21 protein-coding genes are annotated in these 19,894 nt (G+C 72.6%); 11 read left to right on the top strand and 10 right to left on the bottom strand.

The window, feature by feature from the left end; translation table 11 throughout:
- The first annotated feature begins 7 nt into the window (after nt 1-7).
- The gene (gene era / locus E1266_RS09530) at nt 8-910 is read left to right on the top strand and encodes a GTPase Era (protein ID WP_243718323.1); all 903 of its coding nucleotides are present in this window, start codon (nt 8-10) and stop codon (nt 908-910) included.
- Here era and E1266_RS09525 read toward each other — a convergent pair.
- Entirely contained in the window at nt 901-1,701 is an 801-nt protein-coding gene (locus E1266_RS09525) for a hypothetical protein (protein WP_132045895.1), read from the bottom strand. The genes era and E1266_RS09525 overlap by 10 nt on opposite strands.
- Nucleotides 1,702-1,802: 101 nt before the next feature.
- On the opposite strand from E1266_RS09525, the gene E1266_RS09520 reads away from it, so the two are divergent.
- The 3 genes from E1266_RS09520 (at nt 1,803) to leuA (ending at nt 5,196) form a co-directional block, all read left to right on the top strand.
- Nucleotides 1,803-2,414, top strand: a complete 612-nt coding sequence (locus E1266_RS09520; protein WP_132045893.1) for a TerB family tellurite resistance protein — start codon at nt 1,803-1,805, stop codon at nt 2,412-2,414.
- A 1-nt stretch (nt 2,415) separates the two neighbouring features.
- Nucleotides 2,416-3,225 carry a dimethylargininase gene (gene ddaH / locus E1266_RS09515; RefSeq protein WP_132045891.1) on the top strand — a complete coding sequence of 270 codons (810 nt, stop codon included), beginning with the start codon at nt 2,416-2,418 and terminating at the stop codon, nt 3,223-3,225.
- A gap of 243 nt (nt 3,226-3,468) precedes the next feature.
- Nucleotides 3,469-5,196 (top strand): 2-isopropylmalate synthase, encoded by a 1,728-nt coding sequence (gene leuA / locus E1266_RS09510; protein WP_132045889.1) that lies wholly within the window; start codon nt 3,469-3,471, stop codon nt 5,194-5,196.
- A gap of 87 nt (nt 5,197-5,283) precedes the next feature.
- Here leuA and E1266_RS09505 read toward each other — a convergent pair whose 3' ends face one another.
- A complete protein-coding gene (locus E1266_RS09505) occupies nt 5,284-5,535 on the bottom strand; it encodes a protealysin inhibitor emfourin (protein WP_243718322.1) in 252 nt (83 codons plus the stop codon).
- 289 nt (nt 5,536-5,824) lie between these two features.
- On the opposite strand from E1266_RS09505, the gene recO reads away from it, so the two are divergent.
- Both recO and E1266_RS09495 read left to right on the top strand, forming a co-directional pair.
- Nucleotides 5,825-6,631, top strand: coding sequence for a DNA repair protein RecO (gene recO / locus E1266_RS09500; protein ID WP_243718321.1), 807 nt, complete (start codon nt 5,825-5,827; stop codon nt 6,629-6,631).
- On the top strand, nt 6,628-7,434 hold the full coding sequence (locus E1266_RS09495; RefSeq protein ID WP_132045885.1) for an isoprenyl transferase: 807 nt from the start codon (nt 6,628-6,630) through the stop codon (nt 7,432-7,434). The genes recO and E1266_RS09495 overlap by 4 nt, the downstream gene beginning before the upstream one ends.
- Before the next feature lie 25 nt (nt 7,435-7,459).
- Here the strand turns inward: E1266_RS09495 and E1266_RS09490 are convergent, their stop codons facing one another.
- Genes E1266_RS09490 through E1266_RS09465 form a run of 6 tightly spaced genes read right to left on the bottom strand, consistent with a single transcriptional unit; the run spans nt 7,460 to nt 11,270 of the window.
- Nucleotides 7,460-7,885 carry an OsmC family protein gene (locus tag E1266_RS09490; RefSeq protein WP_132045883.1) on the bottom strand — a complete coding sequence of 142 codons (426 nt, stop codon included), beginning with the start codon at nt 7,883-7,885 and terminating at the stop codon, nt 7,460-7,462.
- A gap of 53 nt (nt 7,886-7,938) precedes the next feature.
- Nucleotides 7,939-8,325, bottom strand: a complete 387-nt coding sequence (locus tag E1266_RS09485) for a transcriptional repressor (protein ID WP_132045881.1) — start codon at nt 8,323-8,325, stop codon at nt 7,939-7,941.
- Nucleotides 8,322-9,227: a metal ABC transporter permease gene (locus E1266_RS09480; protein ID WP_132045879.1), complete on the bottom strand. Its 906-nt coding sequence runs from the start codon at nt 9,225-9,227 to the stop codon at nt 8,322-8,324. Before E1266_RS09480 ends, E1266_RS09485 begins: the two co-directional genes overlap by 4 nt.
- The gene (locus E1266_RS09475) at nt 9,224-9,961 is read right to left on the bottom strand and encodes an ATP-binding cassette domain-containing protein (RefSeq protein ID WP_132045877.1); all 738 of its coding nucleotides are present in this window, start codon (nt 9,959-9,961) and stop codon (nt 9,224-9,226) included. The genes E1266_RS09480 and E1266_RS09475 overlap by 4 nt, the downstream gene beginning before the upstream one ends.
- Nucleotides 9,958-10,917, bottom strand: a complete 960-nt coding sequence (locus tag E1266_RS09470; RefSeq protein WP_243718320.1) for a zinc ABC transporter substrate-binding protein — start codon at nt 10,915-10,917, stop codon at nt 9,958-9,960. The genes E1266_RS09475 and E1266_RS09470 overlap by 4 nt, the downstream gene beginning before the upstream one ends.
- Before the next feature lie 32 nt (nt 10,918-10,949).
- On the bottom strand, nt 10,950-11,270 hold the full coding sequence (locus tag E1266_RS09465; RefSeq protein WP_132045875.1) for a DUF6703 family protein: 321 nt from the start codon (nt 11,268-11,270) through the stop codon (nt 10,950-10,952).
- A 79-nt stretch (nt 11,271-11,349) separates the two neighbouring features.
- Here E1266_RS09465 and E1266_RS09460 point away from each other — a divergent pair, with 79 nt between their 5' ends.
- The 3 genes from E1266_RS09460 (at nt 11,350) to E1266_RS09450 (ending at nt 14,797) form a co-directional block, all read left to right on the top strand.
- Nucleotides 11,350-11,634: an antibiotic biosynthesis monooxygenase family protein gene (locus tag E1266_RS09460; RefSeq protein WP_132045874.1), complete on the top strand. Its 285-nt coding sequence runs from the start codon at nt 11,350-11,352 to the stop codon at nt 11,632-11,634.
- Nucleotides 11,635-11,794: 160 nt separating this feature from the next.
- Nucleotides 11,795-13,237: a DUF1906 domain-containing protein gene (locus tag E1266_RS09455; protein WP_132045872.1), complete on the top strand. Its 1,443-nt coding sequence runs from the start codon at nt 11,795-11,797 to the stop codon at nt 13,235-13,237.
- A 171-nt stretch (nt 13,238-13,408) separates the two neighbouring features.
- Nucleotides 13,409-14,797, top strand: coding sequence for a glycine--tRNA ligase (locus E1266_RS09450; RefSeq protein WP_132045870.1), 1,389 nt, complete (start codon nt 13,409-13,411; stop codon nt 14,795-14,797).
- Nucleotides 14,798-14,947: 150 nt separating this feature from the next.
- Here E1266_RS09450 and E1266_RS09445 read toward each other — a convergent pair whose 3' ends face one another.
- Complete coding sequence (locus tag E1266_RS09445; protein ID WP_132045868.1) at nt 14,948-15,610, bottom strand: hypothetical protein; 663 nt, start codon at nt 15,608-15,610, stop codon at nt 14,948-14,950.
- Nucleotides 15,611-16,012: 402 nt separating this feature from the next.
- Here E1266_RS09445 and E1266_RS09440 point away from each other — a divergent pair, with 402 nt between their 5' ends.
- Together E1266_RS09440 and secD are read left to right on the top strand one after the other, a co-directional pair.
- A complete protein-coding gene (locus E1266_RS09440) occupies nt 16,013-16,465 on the top strand; it encodes a hypothetical protein (protein WP_132045866.1) in 453 nt (150 codons plus the stop codon).
- Nucleotides 16,466-16,526: 61 nt separating this feature from the next.
- Nucleotides 16,527-18,809, top strand: a complete 2,283-nt coding sequence (gene secD, locus E1266_RS09435; protein WP_207945517.1) for a protein translocase subunit SecD — start codon at nt 16,527-16,529, stop codon at nt 18,807-18,809.
- A 97-nt stretch (nt 18,810-18,906) separates the two neighbouring features.
- On the opposite strand, the gene E1266_RS09430 is transcribed toward secD, so the two are convergent.
- A partial coding sequence (locus tag E1266_RS09430; RefSeq protein WP_132045863.1) for a DUF4190 domain-containing protein occupies nt 18,907-19,894 on the bottom strand: 988 nt, incomplete at its 5' end.

The raw sequence follows: 19,894 nt of genomic DNA, 5'->3' as shown, positions 1-19,894 counted from the left end.
CAATGGCGTGAGCGAGGGGTATCGGGCCGGGTTCGCCTGTTTCATCGGGCGGCCCAACGTCGGCAAGTCGACCCTGATGAACGCCCTGGTCGGGACCAAGGTGGCGATCACCAGCAGCCGGCCGCAGACGACGCGCCGCGCGATCCGGGGGATCGTGCACCGGCCCGACGCGCAGCTGGTCGTCGTCGACACCCCGGGCCTGCACAAGCCCCGGACGCTGCTGGGCGAGCGGCTCGACAGCCTGGTCCGGTCCACGCTCACCGAGGTGGACGTCATCGGCTTCTGCGTGCCGGCCGACCAGCCCGTCGGGCCCGGAGACCGGTACATCGCCCGCGAGCTGGCGGGCGTGAAGAAGACCCCCGTCGTCGCGATCGTGACCAAGGCCGACCTCGCGCCGCCGGAGCGGGTGGCCGAGCAGCTCCTCGCGGTCGGCGAGCTGGGCGAGTTCGCCGACATCGTGCCGTGCTCGGCCGAGACCGGCTTCCAGGTCGGCCTCGTCGGCGACCTGCTGATCTCGCACCTGCCGGACGGCATGCCGCTCTACCCGGAGGGCGACCTCACCGACGAGCCCGAGCAGCTCCTCGTGGCCGAACTGATCCGCGAGGCGGCCCTGGAGGGCGTCCGGGACGAGCTGCCCCACTCCATCGCCGTGGTCGTGGACGAGATGGGCCCCCGCGAGGGCCGCGACGACCTCGTCGACATCTACGCGCACCTGTTCGTCGAGCGCCCGAGCCAGAAGGGCATCATCATCGGGCACAAGGGGGCGCGGCTCCGCGAGGTGGGCGCGGCGGCGCGGCGGCAGATCGAGGCGCTGCTCGGCAGCAAGGTCTTCCTCGACCTGCGCGTCAGCGTCCTGAAGGACTGGCAGCGCGACCCCAAGCAGCTGCGCCGCCTCGGGTTCTACGACTGATCCTTCTTCGGCTCCCCGGGCTCGCCCGGCGGCTCGTCCCCGGCCGGGCGCCCCCACGCCCGGTCCTCCCGGGGCCAGACGGCGTCCGGGTCGGCCGGGTTGTACTGCTGCTCCGGGTACTGCTGGTCCGGGTACTGCTCTGGGTACTGCTGGTCGGGGTACGGCTGCTCCTGCTGCGCCCCGTACCGGCCCTGCCGCCCCTTGGACATCCGGTCGGCGATGGTGCGGGCGAGGCTGAACCCGGCCACCAGCAGTGACGTGAGGACGGCCAGGTACCAGCCGTACCGGATGCTGATCTGGTAGCCGAAGTCCAGGCCGGTCTGCGGAAGGTTGTCCCGGACGTCGCCGAGCCGCACGACGAAGATGCCGCAGACGAGCAGCGCGAGCATGCCGGGGATCGCGGCGAGCGACCCGATCCGCGCGTCCCGCCCGATCAGGTCCCAGGCGGCGAGCGCGATCGCGGCCACGGCCAGCACCGGGACGGCGACGACCAGGGTGTCGGCGTCGATGCCCGCCAGGCTGCCGAGGTCGCGGCCGATCGGCCGCCCGAACAGCTCCACGATGATCTGCGCGTGGGCCCACGGCAGGAACGCCGACACCAGCAGGACCGCCGCGGCGGCGATCGTGGCGACGATCCAGGCGGTGCCGCGCCGGCTCCCGGACGCCGGGGCGGCGGGTGCGGGAGCGGGTTCCCACATGCCCTCCGGAGGTGGCGGATAGCCGTCCACGGGCGGCAGGAAGGACGGGCGCGACCGCTGGCGGCCCGCCTCGGAACCCAGGTCACCGGTCATGGACCCAGCGTAAATGCACGAACGGCATTGCCTGGTACGACCACGTCGGGTCGTGCGGCTCGGTAGTTTGGAACGGAGTCCGTTATGGGAGGAGATCCCCGGTGTTGCTCGTTTTCGGCCTTACGGCGGTGTCCCGCACCGTCGGCGAGGGGACGTTCCATTGCCCGCAGTGCGGGGGCGACCGTGCCTTCCGGAGGCGCGCCGGGCGTCGCTGCTTCTCGATCTTCTTCGTCCCGCTGGTGCCGCTGTGGCGGCTCCGGGAGGCCGTGGAGTGCCGGACGTGCCGGGGCCGCTTCCCGGTCGCGGCGCTGCGGACGCCGACCGCGCGGCAGATGGCCGAGACCCTCGCCGCGGGAATGCGCGCCGCCGCGGCACTGGTGCTCCGCGCCGGCGACCCCGCCGACCCCGCGGCCCGCGCCCGCGCCGCCGCGGTCGTGACCGGCTACGGCGAGCCCGGCTACGACGAGGCCGCCGTCAACGCCGACCTCGCGGAGCGGCGCACCTTCCTGGAGAAGGAGGTCGTCCGCGCCGGCGCCCAGCTCGCCGTGGAGGCCAAGGAGTGGTTCCTCGCGCAGGCCGTCCGGATCGGGCTGGCGGACGGCCCGCTCGGCGAGGGGGAGCGCCGGGAGCTGCACGCGATCGCCGACCTGCTCGGCATGTCCCCGGCCTACGCGCTCGGCGTGATCGTGACGACCGAAGGGGCGTCGCGCTGACATGACCCCCGTCATCGGCACGGGGCCCGCCGTGCGGCCGGGCGGCGCCGAGCGGGGCGTCGGCGGGCGGGCGCTGGTCCGCGCGCCCGGACCGCGGCTGGCCGAGGGGATCGTCACCCACGCCGCCCGCCGTCCCGTGGACGTGGCGCTCGCCGCCCGCCAGCACGAGGCGTACGTCGCGGCGCTGCGGTCGGCCGGCCGGCGGGTGCGGGCGGTCGCCCCCGCCGACGACCATCCCGACGCCGTGTTCGTCGAGGACGCGCTGGTCGTCTGCGGCGACGTCGCCGTCCTCGGCCGGTCGGGGGAGGAGCGCCGCCGCGGCGAGCTCGCCGGCGCGGAGCTGGCCGCGCGGGAGCTCGGCCTGCGGATCGAGCGGATCGAGGCGCCGGGCACCCTCGACGGCGGCGACGTGCTGCAGGCCGGCGACACCGTCTACGTGGGGCGCGGCACCCGGACCAACGAGGAGGGCATCTGCCAGCTCGCGAGGTTCGTGGGCGGGCGGCGGGTCGTCCCCGTGGACATCAACGGCTGCCTGCACCTGAAGTCCGCGATGACCGCGCTGCCGGACGGCGGCCTGATCGGCGTCCCCGAGATGGTGGACACCTCGGTGCTGCCGTGCCTGCGGGTGCCCCGCGAACCGACCGGCGCCCAGGTCGTCGTGCTCGGGCCGGGCCACGTCCTGATGGCGTCGTCCGCGCCGCGCACCGCCGCCCGGCTCGCCGCCGACGGGCTGCGCGTCACGAGCGTGGACATCAGTGAGTTCGAGGCCCTCGACGGCTGCGTGACCTGCCTCTCCGTGCTCGTCCCCTGACGCGCCCGGGGAATGCCGCGCGGCGCGGGCACCGTTCCCCATGAGACAGCAGGGGTCCTCGTTGTCTCAGTATGCGGACGCCGGTTTCCGTAAGGCGGATGGTGTCTGTTACGTTGGCGGACGTGTTCCGTGAGCTGCTCCTCCTTAGCGGCCGCAGCGGGGGCCTGTAATCAGGCCGGCTCCCTCGCTGCGGGACTGCGACGTGCCGTCGGCCGCGAGGTTCGAGCAGAAAGTTCTCATCGGATGTTTCCGCCACAGCAGCCCTCCGGTATGCCCTTCGAGCGCTACCGCCCCTTCGCCCCGGTCAAGCTGACCGACCGCACCTGGCCGAACGCCGTCATCACCGAGGCGCCGCGCTGGTGCGCCGTCGACCTGCGGGACGGCAACCAGGCCCTGATCGACCCGATGGACGCCGACCGCAAGCTGCGCATGTTCGAGCTGCTGGTACGGATGGGCTACAAGGAGATCGAGGTCGGCTTCCCGGCGGCCAGCCAGACCGACTACGACTTCGTCCGGCAGATCATCGAGGAGGACCGCGTCCCCGACGACGTGGTCGTCCAGGTGCTGACGCAGGCCCGTCCCGAGCTCATCGAGCGGACCTTCGAGTCGGTGCGCGGCGCCAAGCGGGCGATCGTCCACCTGTACAACTCGACCAGCACGCTGCAGCGCCGCGTCGTGTTCGAGCAGGACCGCGACGGCATCACCGCGATCGCCGTCGAGGGCGCCAAGCTGTGCGCCAAGCTCGCCGAGGACATGGGCGACACCGAGATCTCCTTCCAGTACTCGCCGGAGTCGTTCACCGGCACCGAGCTGGAGTACGCCGTCGAGGTCTGCAACGCCGTCAACGACGTGTGGAAGCCCACCCCGGACAAGAAGGTCATCGTCAACCTGCCGGCGACGGTCGAGATGGCCACGCCGAACGTGTACGCCGACCAGATCGAGTGGATGAACCGGAACCTCGCCTACCGGGACTCCGTCATCCTGTCGCTGCACCCGCACAACGACCGCGGCACCGCCGTGGCCGCCGCCGAGCTGGGCTACCTGGCGGGCGCCGACCGCATCGAGGGCTGCCTGTTCGGCAACGGCGAGCGCACCGGCAATGTCTGCCTGGTCACGCTGGGCCTGAACCTGTTCACCCAGGGCGTCGACCCGCAGATCGACTTCTCCGGCATCGACGAGATCCGCCGGACGGTCGAGTACTGCAACCAGCTGCCCGTCCACGAGCGGCACCCCTACGGCGGCGACCTGGTGTACACCGCGTTCTCCGGGTCGCACCAGGACGCCATCAACAAGGGCTTCGTCCACCTGCGGCGGGACGCCGAGGCGGCCGGGGCGACGGTCGACGACCACCCCTGGGAGGTCCCGTACCTGCCGATCGACCCGCACGACGTCGGCCGCACCTACGAGGCCGTCATCCGGGTCAACAGCCAGTCCGGCAAGGGCGGCGTCGCCTACATCATGAAGACCGAGCACTCCCTGGAGCTGCCGCGCCGGCTGCAGATCGAGTTCTCCCGCGTCGTCCAGGAGCACACCGACACCGAGGGCGGCGAGGTCACCGCCGAGCGCATGTGGGAGATCTTCCAGAGCGAGTTCCTCACCGGCGGCCCCCGCGTCGGGCTGCTGGCGCACCGCACGACGTCCCGGGTGGACGAGAAGGACGCGATCAGCTGCGACGTCCGCATCGACGGCGAGATCCGCGAGATCGAGGGGGTCGGCAACGGCCCCGTCTCGGCGTTCGAGGACGCCCTCGCGACCGTCGGCGTCGACGTCCGCGTCCTGGACTACGCCGAGCACGCGATGAGCGCCGGCGGCGACGCGCGCGCCGCCGCCTACGTCGAGTGCGACGTGCGGTTCGGTGACGGGAGCGGCACGTCGGTGTGGGGCGTGGGCATCGACGGGAACATCGTCACCGCGTCCCTCAAGGCGATGCTGTCCGCGGTGAACCGGGTGGCCCGCCCGCAGGCGAAGTAGCCGGTGTGACGGGCGCCCGGCGGCACCAGCGCCGGGCGCCCGGGACGGCTCGGCCGGGCACGGCCCGCGGCGAGGCGGCCGGACGGGTCACGCGCGCCCGAGGACGTGGTGGACGAGTTCGCGGAGCGCCCCCCGCAGCTGGGCCTCACCGACCGTGGTCCGGTCGCCGTCTATGTCGATTTCGTACAGGAACTGGTCGGGGATTCGGCCCGGGGGCGGGACCGCGGTCAGGTCGACGCGGCCGACGAGCCTCGTCAGCATGGGGTCGCTGGCGCTGTCGGACTCGGCGCGGCGCTCGATCCCCGCGAATCCTCCGCTGCGGACGACTGTCACTCTCACTGCGCTATCCGTTCGCCTCCATGTGGACACCTGCTCCCGGCCGGATCTCCGGCGTCGTCGGGTGTGCGTTCGGCGCGGGCCGCGGAACGATGGGGCATCTCATGCCCCAACGCTGCCAGCTCCGGATGGTTCAAGCCATAACTTCCGGCGGGACGAGACGGCCGAATCTGGTCACGGTATGTAATTGTTATCCAGCACAGTGCTATGGTCCGGGCGGACTTGTGAAGATCCGGGGGAGATGACCCGGCCGCCCGCCGGGGCATCCGGTGCCGTGCGTCAGAATGAACGGGTGACCCTCTACCGCGACGAAGGCATCGTCCTGCGCACCCAGAAGCTGGGCGAGGCCGACCGCATCGTGACGGTGCTGACCCGGCGCACCGGCCGGATCCGCGCCGCGGCGAAGGGGGTCCGCAAGACGAAGTCCCGCTTCGGGGCGCGGCTGGAGCCGTTCACCCACGTGGACCTCCAGCTGTACGAGCGGCGCTCCCTCGACCTGATCACCCAGGCCGAGACGCTGCGCCCGTACGGGGAGGCCCTGGTCACCGACTACCCCCGCTACACCGCGGGGACGGCGATGCTGGAGACCGCGGAGAAGCTCACGTCCGAGGAGGGCGAGCCCGCGCTGCGGCAGTTCCTGCTCCTGGTCGGCGGGCTGCGCACGCTCGCCGAGCGCGCGCACGACCCGCGGCTCGTCCTGGACGCCTTCCTGCTGCGCTCGCTGTCGGTCGCCGGGTGGGCCCCCGCCCTCGACGAGTGCTGCCGCTGCGGCGTCCGCGGCGGCCTGCGCGGGTTCGCCATCGCCGCGGGCGGCGCGGTCTGCGCGAACTGCCGCCGGCCCGGCGCCGCGACCCCGGCGCCGCCGACGTTCGCGCTGATGCTGGCGCTGCTGCGCGGCGACTGGGAGTACGCCGACGCCAGCGAGCAGCGCCACCGGATGGAGACCAGCGGCCTGGTCGCCGCCTACCTCCAGTGGCATCTGGAGCACGGGATCCGGTCCCTCCGCCATGTGGAGCGCGACACCGGGCCCGCCGACGAGGCCGCACCCGCCAGGGAAGCGCCGGCCGACGACACCGACATCCCCAGGGAGAGAGTTTGAGCAGGGCCGTTTCGCCGCCGGAGCCGCATCGGGACGGCGCCGTCCCGCCCCCGATCCCCGCGGACCTGGTGCCGCGGCACGTCGCCATCGTGATGGACGGCAACGGCCGCTGGGCCAAGGAGCGCGGCCTCCCGCGCACCGAGGGGCACACCCGCGGCGAGGACTCCCTCTTCGACGTCATCATGGGCGCGATCGAGCTCGGCATCCCGTACCTGTCGGCGTACGCCTTCTCCACCGAGAACTGGAAGCGCTCCCCGGACGAGGTGCGCTTCCTCATGGGCTTCAACCGGGACGTGATCCGCCGCCGCCGCGACCAGCTCCACTCGATGGGCGTCCGGGTCCGCTGGGCGGGCCGGCGGCCGCGGCTGTGGCGCAGCGTCATCAGCGAGCTGGAGACGGCCGAGGAGATGACGCGCGGCAACGACGTCCTCACCCTGCAGTTCTGCGTGAACTACGGCGGGCGCGCGGAGATCGCGGACGCGGCGGCCGCGATCGCCCGGGACGTCCGCGCCGGCCGGCTCAACCCCGACAAGATCACCGAGAAGGTCTTCGCCCGCTACCTGGACGAACCCGGCATCCCGGATGTGGACCTGTTCCTGCGCTCGTCCGGGGAGCAGCGCACCTCCAACTTCCTGCTGTGGCAGTCGGCGTACGCGGAGATGGTGTTCCTCGACACCCTCTGGCCCGACTTCGACCGCCGCCACCTCTGGCACGCCTGCGAGATCTACGCGTCCAGGGACCGCCGCTACGGCGGCGCCGTGCCCAATGCGGTTTTCGGCGTTCAGACGCCTGGGAGCGCCTGAACGCCGAAAGCGGGCGTCGTTCTCGTCAGACGAGGGCGGCGTCCAGGGTGATCTTGGTGCCGGTCAGGGCCTTGCTGACGGGGCAGCCGGTCTTGGCGTCCTGGGCGGCCTTCTCGAAGTCGGCCGCGGAGAGGCCGGGGACGCTGGCCCGGACGGTCAGGTGGATGCCGGTGATGCCCTCGCCCGGCTGGAACGTGACCTCGGCCTTGGTGTCCACCTTCTCCGGCGGCGTGCCCGCGCCGGCGAGGCCGTGCGAGAGCGCCATCGAGTAGCAGGTGGAGTGCGCCGCGGCGATGAGCTCCTCGGGGCTCGTCTTGCCGTTCGGCTCCTCGGAGCGCGCCGGCCAGGTCACGTCGTAGGTGCCGAGCTTCGAGGAGTCCAGGGAGACGGTCCCCCGGCCGCTGGTGAGCGGCCCTTCCCAGTGCGCGTTAGCGGTTCGTGTCGTAGCCATGCCCCGATCCTCCCATGTCCCGGCCCGGGCGGATCATGAACCCGCAGGTAGCGTCAGCGGGCCTTCCTGGTGCACTCCGCGCAGGTGCCGAACACCTCGACGGTGTGCGTTATGTCGCTGAAGCCGTGCTCGGCGGCGATCGCGTCCGCCCAGCGCTCCACGGCCGGGCCCTCGACCTCGACCGTCCGCCCGCACTGGCGGCACACCAGGTGGTGGTGGTGCTGCTCGGTGCGGCAGGCCCGGTAGACGGCCTCGCCCTCGTCCGTGCGCAGGACGTCGACCTCACCGGCGTCGGTGAGCGCCTGCAGCGCCCGGTACACCGTGGTGAGGCCGATCTTGGAACCGTCGGCGCGCAGGTCGGCGTAGATGTCCTGCGCGCTGCGGAACCCCTCGGAACCGGCGAGCACCTGCCGCACCGCGTTACGGCGGGCCGTCGTCATCCCCCTAGCACCTCCGCCTCGGCGTCCACGCGCGTGTCGGCGCCCTGGCCGGCCGCGGCGGGGGCGGTGGCCCCGGCCGGGACGGCCCGCGCACGCCTGCGGCGCATCGCCGAGCCCCCGGCGACCGCGACCGCGAACAGCGCGAGCGCCAGCAGCACGATCGATGGGCCCGGGGGCAGATCGTACTGAAAGGAGCCCGCCAGGCCCGACACGGCCGACAGTACACCGGCCGCCATGGCCACCAGCATGGTCCCCCGAAATCCGCGGGCGAGCTGCTGCGCCGCCGCCACCGGGACGATCATCAGCGCGCTGACGAGGAGCAGCCCGATCGCGCGCATGGAGATCACGACGGTGACCGCGGCGGTCGCGGCGATCAGCACGCTGAGGAAGCGGACGGGCAGCCCGGACGCGCGCGCCAGCTCCTCGTCCTGGCACAGCAGGAACATCTCGCGGCCGAAGACCGCGACGATCGCGAGCACCGCGGCGGCCAGGCCCGCGACCAGGTACAGGTCGGTGACGGTCACGCTGGTGATCGAGCCGAACAGGTACGCGTGCAGGGCCGTCCCGCTGCCGCCGCCCGCGCTGGTGAGGATGACACCGCCCGCGAGGCCGCCGTAGAACAGCAGCGCCAGCGCGACGTCCGCGCCGCTGCGGCTCCGGGCGCGCAGGATCTCGATCGCGGCGGCGCCGAGCACCGCCACGACCAGCGCGCCGAGCACGGGGGAGGTGCTGGTGAGCAGGCCGAGCCCGATGCCGGTCAGCGCGATGTGCCCGATGCCGTCGCCGAGCAGCGACAGCCTGCGCTGGACGAGGAACGTGCCCACGGCGGGCGCGGCCAGGCCGATGAGCACCGCCATCACCAGGCCGACCCGCATGAAGGGGTACTGCAGCATCTCGCTCATGCGGGCCTTCCCGTCGCTGTCGTCTCGTGCGCGTCGCCGGCCCGGGTCTCCCGGACGACGCGGCCCTGGCCCAGCTCGATCGTGCGGGTGAGGAGCGGCTCCATCGGGCCGAGCTCGTGCGCCACCAGGACGACCGTGCGGCCGCCGCGGGTGAGCTCGTGCAGGGCCGACGCGAGCGCCGCCTGGTTGCGGGTGTCCACGCCCGCGGTGGGCTCGTCCATCACGAACACGTCGGGTTCGCCGGCGAGGGCGCGGGCGATCAGCACGCGCCGCTGCTCGCCGCCCGACAGCAGGTGGGCCGAGTCGCGGGCGCGGTCGGCGAGGCCCACCGCCTTCAGGGCGCGGTCCACGGCGTCCCGCTCGGCCGCCCGGTCGCCGAGCAGGGCGGGCAGCCACCGGGACCGCCGCGCCACCCGCCCGGACGCCACGACCTCCCGGACGGTCGCCGGGACGCCGCCGCCCGCCGGCAGCCGCTGCGGGACGTACCCGATCCGCTGCCAGCCGCGGAACCGCGCGGGCGGCTCGCCGTAGATCTCGGTGCGGCCGGCCGCCAGCGGGACGAGCCCGAGCAGCGCCTTGACCAGCGTGGACTTTCCCGAGCCGTTCGGGCCGAGGACGGCGAGCACGTCGCCGGCGTCGACCCGCAGGTCGATGCCGCCGAGGACCTCGCGGCCGTCGCGGCGGACGAGCGCCCCGGTCATCTCGAACGGCGGTGCGTGCCGCGGATCCGTCATGTGCACTCCAGCGCGGGACGCAGCGTCCCCAGGTTCCGCTGCATGATCGTCAGGTAGTCGTCGGACGAGCCGTCCTCGATGCCCTCGATGGGGTCGAGCACGGCGGTGCGCACGCCCGCCGCGCGCGCCAGGGACTCGGCGACCTTCGGGCTGACCAGCGTCTCGGTGAAGATCGTGGTGGCGCCGGTCGCGGACACCCGCCGGGTCAGGTCGGCCAGCCTCCGCGGGGTGGGCTCGGCGCCCGGGTCGACGCCGGCGACGGGGGTCTGCCGCAGCCCGTAGCGGTCGGCGAGGTAGCCGAACGCGGCGTGCGCGGTGATGATCTCCCGCCGCTTGCAGGTCGCCAGGCCCGCCCGGAACCCGCGGTCCAGCGCGGCCAGTTCGGCGGCGGTGGCGGCGGCGCGCTCCCGGTAGCGCGACGCGTGCGCGGGGTCGGTGTCGGCCAGCCGGTCGCCGAGCACGGTCGCGACCGTCGCCATGCGGGTCGGGTCGAGCCAGATGTGCGGGTCGTGGTCCGACTCCTCGTGGCGGACGCCGTCGTGCGCCTCCGCGTCGTCGGTCTCGTCCGGCGGCGGCAGCGTCTCGACCACGGTCGCGGCGTCCAGGGAGTTCTCCTTCGCGTGCCGCCGGACGGCGTCGTCCACGGCCGGCTGGACGCCCCCGACGTGGACGGCGAAGTCGGCGTCCACGACGGCGGCCGCCTTGCGGGTGGTCAGCTCCAGGTCGTGCGGCTCGGTCCCGGGCGCGGTGAGCGTGCGGACGAAGACGGCGTCGCCGCCGACCTTCTCCGCCAGCCAGGCCACCGGGTAGATCGACGCGACCACGACCGTCTTGCCTGGTGGGACGTCCGCCTCGGCGCCGGCGCAGGCCGTCAGCCCGGACGCGGCCCCGGCGAGGGCCAGCGCCGCCGGAAGGGCGCGCAGCGCCCGGCGTGCGGGGACGGGAGGAAGTGGCACTTCGCAATTATGGACGAAGATGAAAACGGTTGTCAAAACCGTTCAATGCCGCGTCCAACGGCGAATCCCACCAGAACCACCAGCGTCACGATTCGCAGAATTCTTCCCGAACCGTCCAGCGCGGGCCAGTTCAGGTAGGCGAACCAGGCGAGCGCCGCCGCCAGCACCAGCAGCCCCGCGGCCGCCACCCAGCCGGTCCCGATCATGCCGATCGCGAGGAGGACGAACACCGCGGCGAGCAGCGTCCAGCGCGGTATCCGGTGCAGGAACACCACCGGTGCCGCGCTCCACCGCTCGATCGTCGCCCGCAGCCCGGTCGACTGCGTCCCCGCCTGGTCGCCTCGCGCATTCACGTGCCCCAACGTACCGACCCGGCGCCCTTCCGGGGGAGGCCGGGACGGACCACGGCGGAACGGCTGCCAAGATTGACGGATGATCGCGATAACCCGGTACCGCGTGCCGGGCGAGGACTCCGACGACTTCGCGGGGCGCATGGGCGCGGTGCTGACGGCGCTGGCGGCCAGCCCCGGCTTCCGCTCCGGCCGGCTCGCCCGGACCGTCGACGACCCCGGGCTGTGGGCCCTGGTCACCGAGTGGGACGGCGCCGGGCACTACCGCCGCGCGCTCGGCGCGTACGAGGTGCGGCTGCAGTTCATCCCGCTCGCCGCCATGGCCGTCGACGAGCCCGGCGCCTACGAGGTCGTCAGCTCCGCCTGACCCCGCCGCGCACCTGATCTCGCAGGTCAAGGCTGCGGCAAGAAGCGCCCGGCGCCGGTTTCGCGTCCCCCCGCAAGGTCATCTTTGCGGCATCACGATCATGCCGTGGGTCCGGCGGGGGACGACCACCCGGGGACCCGTGTTCTCCGGGGGACAACTGATGCGCCGTGGCGTCCTGTTCAGCGTCGTCCTGTGCGGGGCGGCGGCCGCCGCACCCGCCCTCGCCGTGCTCGGCACGGACCCGTCGCGGTCCTCGTCCGAGCGGGCCTCCGCGCTGGCGCGCGACGCCGGGCCGGCCGGCGACGCGGCGGGCGTGCGCGCGTCCCGCGTCGTCGAGTACCGGGGGTTGCGGATACCCGTCCCGGCCGACTGGGAGGTCCACGACCTCGACCGGGACCCGCTGCGCTGCGTCCGCTACGACCGGCGCGCCCTCTACCTCGGCCGCCCCGGCCCCGAACCCGACTGCCCGGCCCGCATCGTCGGCCGCACCGAGGCCGTGCACATCCAGCCCTCCGGCGGCTCGGCGCCGCCGGCCGGCCGGCTCGTCACCGGCGACTCGCTCGCCCGGCTCACGGTTCCGCAGACCGTCGACCAGGAGCTGCGGCTCGACCTCCGCGAGGCCGGAGTCACCATCACCGGCGTGTACGGGACGGACCCGGCCGCGCTCCAGCGGATGCTCCGCGGCGCCAGGCTGACGGGACGGCCGCCCGCGGCGTCGCGCGTCCCCGAGACGCCGCGGGCGGGTGCCGGGCACGAGTCGCCCGGTACGCGCGAGCCGAGCCCGCTTCCGCCGAGCCCGTCCGTGGCGGAACCGGCCCGGCCGAGTTCGCCCCTGCCCGGTTCGCCTCAGCCCAGCCCCTCCGAGTCGAGCACGCCCCGGGCGAGCGGGACGCAGGCGGGTGCCGCGCCGGCCGCGACCAAGAAGTGGGTGCGGGGCAAGGGATTCGACACCTGCGCGGCACCGTCCATCGCGGCCATGAAGGCGTGGCGGCCGTCGTTCAAGGTCACCAACATCTACATCGGCGGCGCCGCGCGCGGCTGCGCGCAGCCCAACCTCACCGAGCGGTGGGTGCGCGAGGTCCGCGAGATGGGATACCGGATCACGCCCACCTACGTCGGCCTGCAGGCCCCGTGCGGCAGCCGGCCGCAGCGGTTCACCGCCAAGAACGCCGCGAACCAGGGCCGTAAGGCGGCCGCGGACGCCGCCCGCAAGGCCGGGGCGCTCGGCATCCCGGCCGGTGCGCCCATCTACTTCGACATGGAGGCGTACGCGGGCCGCAAGAAGGCGTGCAAGGCCGCGGTGCTGCGGTTCGTGGACAGCTGGGTCCGGCGGCTGAAGGTGGAGGGGTACACGCCCTGCCTCTACAGCAGCGTCACGTCCGGCATCCGGGACGTCGGCAGCGCCACCGGCATCGGCAAGCCCGAATGCGTCTGGTTCGCCCACTGGAACGGCAAGGCCCAGGTGTACGGCGACCCGTACATCCCCGACGACTGGTGGCGCCCGCACCGCCGCATCAAGCAGTACCGGGGCGACCACTACGAAACGCACGGCGGAGTCACCCTCAACATCGACAGCAACATCGCCGACGGCCTCGCCTTTTAAGTACACCTACCAGGCGCCATGGTGCCCTAAGCTGGGAACGCTCGCCGGCGCCGCGGAGGATCGCGCCGCGGGCGTCATCACCGGGGATCACATTCGCCCCCGCCCGCCGTCGCCGCGGGAACGGGGCGCACTCACTGTCCCGCCGACCGCCAGTTGGATGGAGAATCTCTCATGGCACGCCGTTCCGATGTGCTGGACACGATCGTCAACCTCGCCAAACGGCGCGGCCTGGTCTACCCGTCGAGCGAGATCTACGGCGGGCTCCGCGCGTCCTGGGACTACGGCCCCCTCGGCGTGGAGCTGAAGAACAACGTCAAGCGCCAGTGGTGGAAGTCCATGGTGCAGGGCCGCGACGACGTCGTCGGCCTCGACTCGTCCGTCATCCTGGCGCGCGAGGTGTGGGAGGCGAGCGGCCACGTCCAGGCGTTCGTGGACCCGCTCACCGAGTGCCAGTCCTGCCACAAGCGCTTCCGGGCCGACCACCTGGAGGAGGCGTACGAGGAGAAGCACGGCCGCCCGCCGGCGAACGGCCTGGCCGACATCAGCTGCCCGAACTGCGGCGTCAAGGGCTCGTTCACCGAGCCGCGGATGTTCAACGGGCTGCTGAAGACCTTCCTCGGCCCCGTCGAGGACGAGTCCGGGCTGGCCTACCTGCGTCCCGAGACGGCGCAGGGCATCTTCATCAACTACCTGAACGTCCAGCAGTCCGCGCGCCGCAAGGTGCCGTTCGGCATCGGTCAGATCGGCAAGTCGTTCCGCAACGAGATCACGCCCGGCAACTTCATCTTCCGGACCCGCGAGTTCGAGCAGATGGAGCTGGAGTTCTTCGTCAAGCCCGGCACCGACGAGGAATGGCACCAGTACTGGATCGACGAGCGCATGCAGTGGTACGTCGACCTCGGCGTCAGCAAGGAGAACCTGCGGTTCTACGAGCACCCGCAGGAGAAGCTGTCGCACTACTCCAAGCGCACCGTCGACCTGGAGTACCGGTTCGACTTCGCCGGCGGCGAGTGGGGCGAGCTGGAGGGCGTCGCCAACCGCACCGACTTCGACCTGACGACGCACTCGAAGGCGTCGGGCGCCGACCTGTCGTTCTTCGACCAGGAGTCCGGCGAGCGGTACACCCCGTACGTGATCGAGCCGTCGGCGGGCGTCGACCGCGCCACGCTCACGTTCATGATGGACGCCTACGCCGAGGACGAGGCGCCCAACGCCAAGGGCAAGCTGGAGAAGCGCACGGTCATGCGGCTCGACCGGCGGCTCGCCCCGGTCAAGGTCGCGGTGCTGCCGCTGTCGCGCAACGCCGACCTGTCCCCGAAGGCCCGCGACCTCGCCGCGCAGCTGCGCCGCAACTGGAACGTCGACTTCGACGACGCGGGCGCCATCGGCCGCCGGTACCGCCGCCAGGACGAGATCGGCACGCCGTTCTGCGTCACGGTCGACTTCGACACGCTCGAGGACGAGGCGGTGACCGTCCGGGAACGCGACTCGATGAGCCAGGAGCGCATCGCGCTGAGCCAGGTGGAGTCGTTCCTCGCCGCGCAGCTCGTCGGCTGCTGAGCGGCGGCCGCGCGCCCTGGCGGTAAAGGCTGCGGGCCGGAAGAGCGCTACGGGCCGCCCCCCGGCTGGGGGGCGGCCCGCATCCTTCATGGGAGCGCGTCCCTGGGAGCGGACGCTTGGCGGGAGCGTGTAGGGGAGCTTGCGGGAGCGTCAGCCCGTCACGTACAGGGACTGGTCGTACGTGCCGGAGCCGGCGCTGGTCTCGCCCTGCAGCGCGTACGTCGCGGTCACCTGGGCGGTGGACGGGCAGAGCCAGTGGCTGCCGGACTGCCTGTTCACCGTGGCGTTGCTGACGCCGACCTGGGCCTCGCCGCTGCTGGTGTCCGGCCGCGCGGGGTTGTCGCCGTTGTAGCCGTTGGCGGTGAGGGTGCCGCCGAAGTTGCAGCCGATCCCGCCGAACAGGTCCACGACCGCGCGGACGCTGAAGTTGGCGATGGTGACCGTGGCGTCGCGGCCGTTGGTCCCGGCCGGGTCGTGCGCGACGGCGCCGCCGGTCCACGGCAGGTTCATCGTGGTGATGCTCACGTCGGAGGTGCCGGAGCACTCGCTGAAGCTCGCGCCGGCGATGGCGAGGCCGGTGCCGTCGGAGTTGATCGACCCGGTCATGGTGGACTCGCTGCACGAGCCGCTGCCGATCGACGCGGAGACGGAGGCCTCGCCGAGCAGCGACGCCTGGACGTTGCCGGAGTAGGGGTCGGCGGTCGCCGAGCCCGCGCGGATGGTGGTGGTAGCGGCGGAGGCGGGGGCGGCTGTCAGTGCGAAGGCGGCCAGCGCCGCGGTGCCGAGGACAGCGACCTGTCTAAAACGTGCCACCGGATACTCCTCTGTCCGGTTCGGGGTGGGCGTACGCGAAAGTAATTCGCTTTTGACGGCCGGGCAATGGCTGCAGGCCGATTGCGGCCTGGCCGCATTCGGACACCCGTTCATGTTCGCTGGCACGCGCGCCGGGGCGGGGAGGGGCACGGCATTGTCACGGCGGCTCACCTTGACGGGAAATCCGTCCCGTGTTTTGTCAACGGGGTGCGAACCGTGCTCCCCTGACCTGAACCTGGGCTAGGTTGACTGGACCGCCCGCCGTCGTCCCGGCATCGTGGGCGGCACCGCCATCAGGTAGTAGCACGGGCCATCACCACGGGCCATCACCACGGGCCATCACCACGGGCCATCAGCACGGGCACGACCGAGCATCCTGACCGAGCCGAGTGGAGGAGCGGAATGCGCGAGCTACCGCGTCCGATCCTCCCCCTCGCCCGGCTGCTCGTCCTCACGCTGGGGCTCCTCGGCCTCGTGGCGGCGCCCACCGGGTTCGGGACCGGATCCGGTGCGCAGACCGGGAACTCCGCCACCGGGACGATCTCCGCCGTGCGCACCTGGGTGGCCCAGCACACGCCGACCCGCGGCCGCGCCTCCGCGAAACCGCACCCGGGCGGCCACGCGCAGACCGCGGCCACCGGCGGCACCGTGGCCACCGCGCCGACGCGGCAGGTCGCCGCGCCGGACGCGCCCGAAGCGAAGCCCGCACCCGCGGCGCTCCCGCTGCCCGGCACCGATGTCCGGCCGCCGTCCGTGCGCGCCATCCGGCCCCCGCCGGCCGCCGGCGCCGCGCCCGACCTCGCGGCGGGCGGCGCCCCGCGCGGCCGAGCCCCGCCCGCCTCCACGCGCACCTGACCCTTTCGTCCGCGGTTCCGCGCGCAGCCGCGCGGAGCCGAAGCTCCGTGGAGGTCCCCTTTTGAACCGCGCCAACCTGGTGCGGGCGGTACTGGCATTGGCAGTGCTCGCCACATCCTTCTACTTCGCGTACACCAAAGAAGCCCGCCTCGGCCTCGACCTGCGCGGCGGCACCCAGATCGTCCTCGAAACGCAGGACTCGCCGACGGTCAAGGCCGACCGCGAGTCCACCGACCGCGCCCTGGAGGTCATGCGGCGCCGCATCGACGCCCTCGGCGTGGCCGAGTCGTCGATCACGCGGTCCGGCGACCGGCGGCTGATCGTCGAGCTGCCCGACGTCCAGGACCCGACCCGGGCGACCGAGGCGATCGGCAAGACCGCCCAGCTCACCGCGCACCCCGTGCTCCCGAACACCGGCCAGCAGCCCGACAAGGCGAAGGGCCAGCAGGTCCTCCCCGACGAGAGCGGCCAGCCCATCCTGATCGGGCCCGCCGCGCTCACCGGTGAGGGCATCGGCGAGGCGAACGCCTCCTTCGACCCGCAGAACGTCGGCGGCTGGGCCGTCAACGTCGACTTCAAAGGCAGCGGCGGCAAGACCTGGGAGCAGCTGACGGCCAAGGCCGCCTGCGCGGTCGGCGACGAGCGCCGGATCGCGATCGTCCTGGACGGCAAGGTGATCTCCTCGCCGCAGGTGACCCAGAGCGTGCCCTGCGGCGTCGGCATCACCGGCGGATCGACCCAGATCACCGGCGACTTCGGCGCCGACGAGGCCAAGGACCTCGCGGCCCTCATCGAGGGCGGCGCGCTCCCCGTGCCCGTGAAGATCATCGAGCAGCGGGTGGTCGGCCCGACGCTGGGCGACGAGGCGATCGAGGCCAGCGCCAAGGCCGCCGTCATCGGGATCATCCTGACCGGGCTGTTCATCGTCGCGGTCTACCGCCTCGTCGGCCTCCTCGCGACCGTGGCCCTCGCCGGCTACGCGTTGATCTCCTACGGCGCCCTCGTCGCGATCGGGGCGACACTGACCTTGCCCGGCCTGGCCGGGTTCGTCCTGGCCATCGGCATGGCGATCGACGCCAACGTGCTCGCGTTCGAACGCGCGAGAGAGGAACTCGCGGCGGCCCCGGGCCGCAGGGCGCGCACGGTGCTCGCCACCGGGTTCAACAAGGCGTGGTCGGCGATCGCCGACACCGCCGTCACCACCCTGCTCGCCGGCGCGCTGCTGTTCTTCCTGGCGTCCGGGCCGGTGCGGGGCTTCGGTGTCACCCTCACCATCGGCGTGGTCGGCTCCCTCATCTCCGCGATGCTGGTGAGCCGCGTCCTCACCGACGCCGCCGCCGCGCGGTTCCCCAAGCTCACCAAGGGCAGGGCCGGCGGCCTCAGCGGCGCCGGGCGCATCCGGCGGTGGCTGAACGAACGCGGCCCCGACCTGATGAAGCGCCGCCGGCTGTGGCTCGCCATCTCCGGGGCCGCCGTCGCCGCCGCCGCGCTCGGGATCTTCACCCAGGGCCTCAACTACGGGGTGGAGTTCACCGGCGGCCGCATCGTCGAGTACTCCACGAGCCGCCCGCTCGACATCGACGACGCCCGCCAGGCCGTCTCCGACGCCGGGTTCCCGCGCGCCGTCGTGCAGAGCTCCGGCGAGTCCGACATCTCCGTCCGGACGAGCGACCTCACCAACGAGGAGGAGAAGAAGATCCAGGAAGCCCTCGGCAAGGAGGGCGGCGGGGCCACCAAGGTCCGTGACGAGCTGATCGGGCCCAGCCTCGGCGACGAGCTGCGAACCAAGGCGCTGATCGCCCTCGGCGTCGCGCTGCTCGCCCAGCTCGCCTACCTGACGATCAGATTCCGCTGGACGTTCGCGACCGGCGCGGTGGTCGCGATGTTCCACGACATCATGATCGTCACGGGTGTCTTCGCCTGGCTCGGCAAACCGATCGACGGGGTCTTCCTGGCCGCGCTGCTCACGATCATCGGATACTCGGTGAACGACTCGGTGGTGGTGTTCGACCGCATCCGGGAACTGTGGGGCGACAACCCGAAGGGCAAGTTCGCCGACATCGCGAACAGGGGCACCCTGCAGACCGTCCCGCGGACGATCAACACCGGTATGGGCGCGCTGTTCATCCTGGGGGCGCTGGCCATCCTCGGCGGTGACTCGCTGATGGACTTCGCCATCGCGCTGCTGATCGGCATCGTGGTCGGGACCTACTCCAGCGTGTTCACCGCGACACCGGTGGCGATCGTGCTGGAGAAGTACGCCAAGTCCCCGCCGCCCCAGCCCAAGGACAAGCCGAAGGCACCCGTCCACCGCACCTCCGACAGCTCGGGCGCCGTCGTCTGACGCCGCCACCGCCGGAACCACGTGCCGTCGGTGCCCCTTCACGGGCACCGGCGGCACGCTGGTTTCGGGCTGCCCGGCGTGCTGGTGTCGGGGCAGGTCAGCTGGGGAGCATTGGTTTCTTCAGGGGGCGGCCTTCGCTTTCGGCGAAGCAGACGGCGGTGCGGTGGCCGGCGTCCCATTCGACCTCCTCGGGGTACAGCCACCACATCAGGTCCGGGAGGCGGTGGCCGCGGAAGACCTTCTCCTGCCGCCGCTCGCAGCCGCGCTGGGCGGTGCGGTCCATCGCCTTCTGCCCCGGATACGGGCCCGCCTTCAGGGCGAAGGTCGCGTACACCTGGATCCAGTACGGCTCGGTGCAGGAGACGGTGCGCTGCGTGTACGACTCGTCGTCCCACTTCCCGAGGCAGTCCCCGGCGGTCAGCTCGTCCCAGAGCCTCCGGCTCGCGTCGATGGTCTCGCGGAGCGGTGATGTGAGCGTTCCGGAGCCGGTGTAGCGCATCAGGCAGACCACCTCGCGGTCGCCGTCGTGCCAGGTCGTCCGGCTGGGCCAGAGGTTGTAGGGCTCCAGGTCCTTGGAGTGCCGGCTCTTCTGGAGTTGGATGCTCTTCTCGAAGCAGGCGTTGTCCGCCTGCTCGGACACCTTGTCGTCGCCGGGATACCCGTCGCCGGACAGCCGCAGCTTGGCGACGACCTCGCCGTCGTGCGGCTGCGAGCAGGGCAGCGCCGTCACCAGGATCTTGGTCGTGTCCCCGTCGAACCCGGTGAAGCAGTCACCGGTCCGCAGGGCCACGACGAGCACCCGGCCCTCCCCGGTGACCTGCCCGGACTCGTCGCGGTCGACGATGAGGACCGAACCGGCGGTGAGGAGGAGGGCGACCACCCCCGCCACGGTCCACACGGCGGACGCGATGAGGCCGCCGACGGCCAGGCCCTTGCCCTTCTCCCCGCGCCCTCCGGCCTGCAGGAGCGCGACGATGCCGAAGATGACCCCCAGCACCACCAGGCCGAGGACTCCGGTGACGAGAGAGGCGATCGCCCACTTGTTCGTCCGGGCGGGGGCGGCCGGAGGAGGCTGCCCGTAGGGG

The sequence above is a fragment of the Actinomadura sp. 7K534 genome, from assembly GCF_004348575.1.
GTDB lineage: Bacteria > Actinomycetota > Actinomycetes > Streptosporangiales > Streptosporangiaceae > Spirillospora > Spirillospora livida.
Note: the sequence above shows the minus strand (reverse complement) of the source record. Positions and strands in the feature narration are given on the sequence as shown.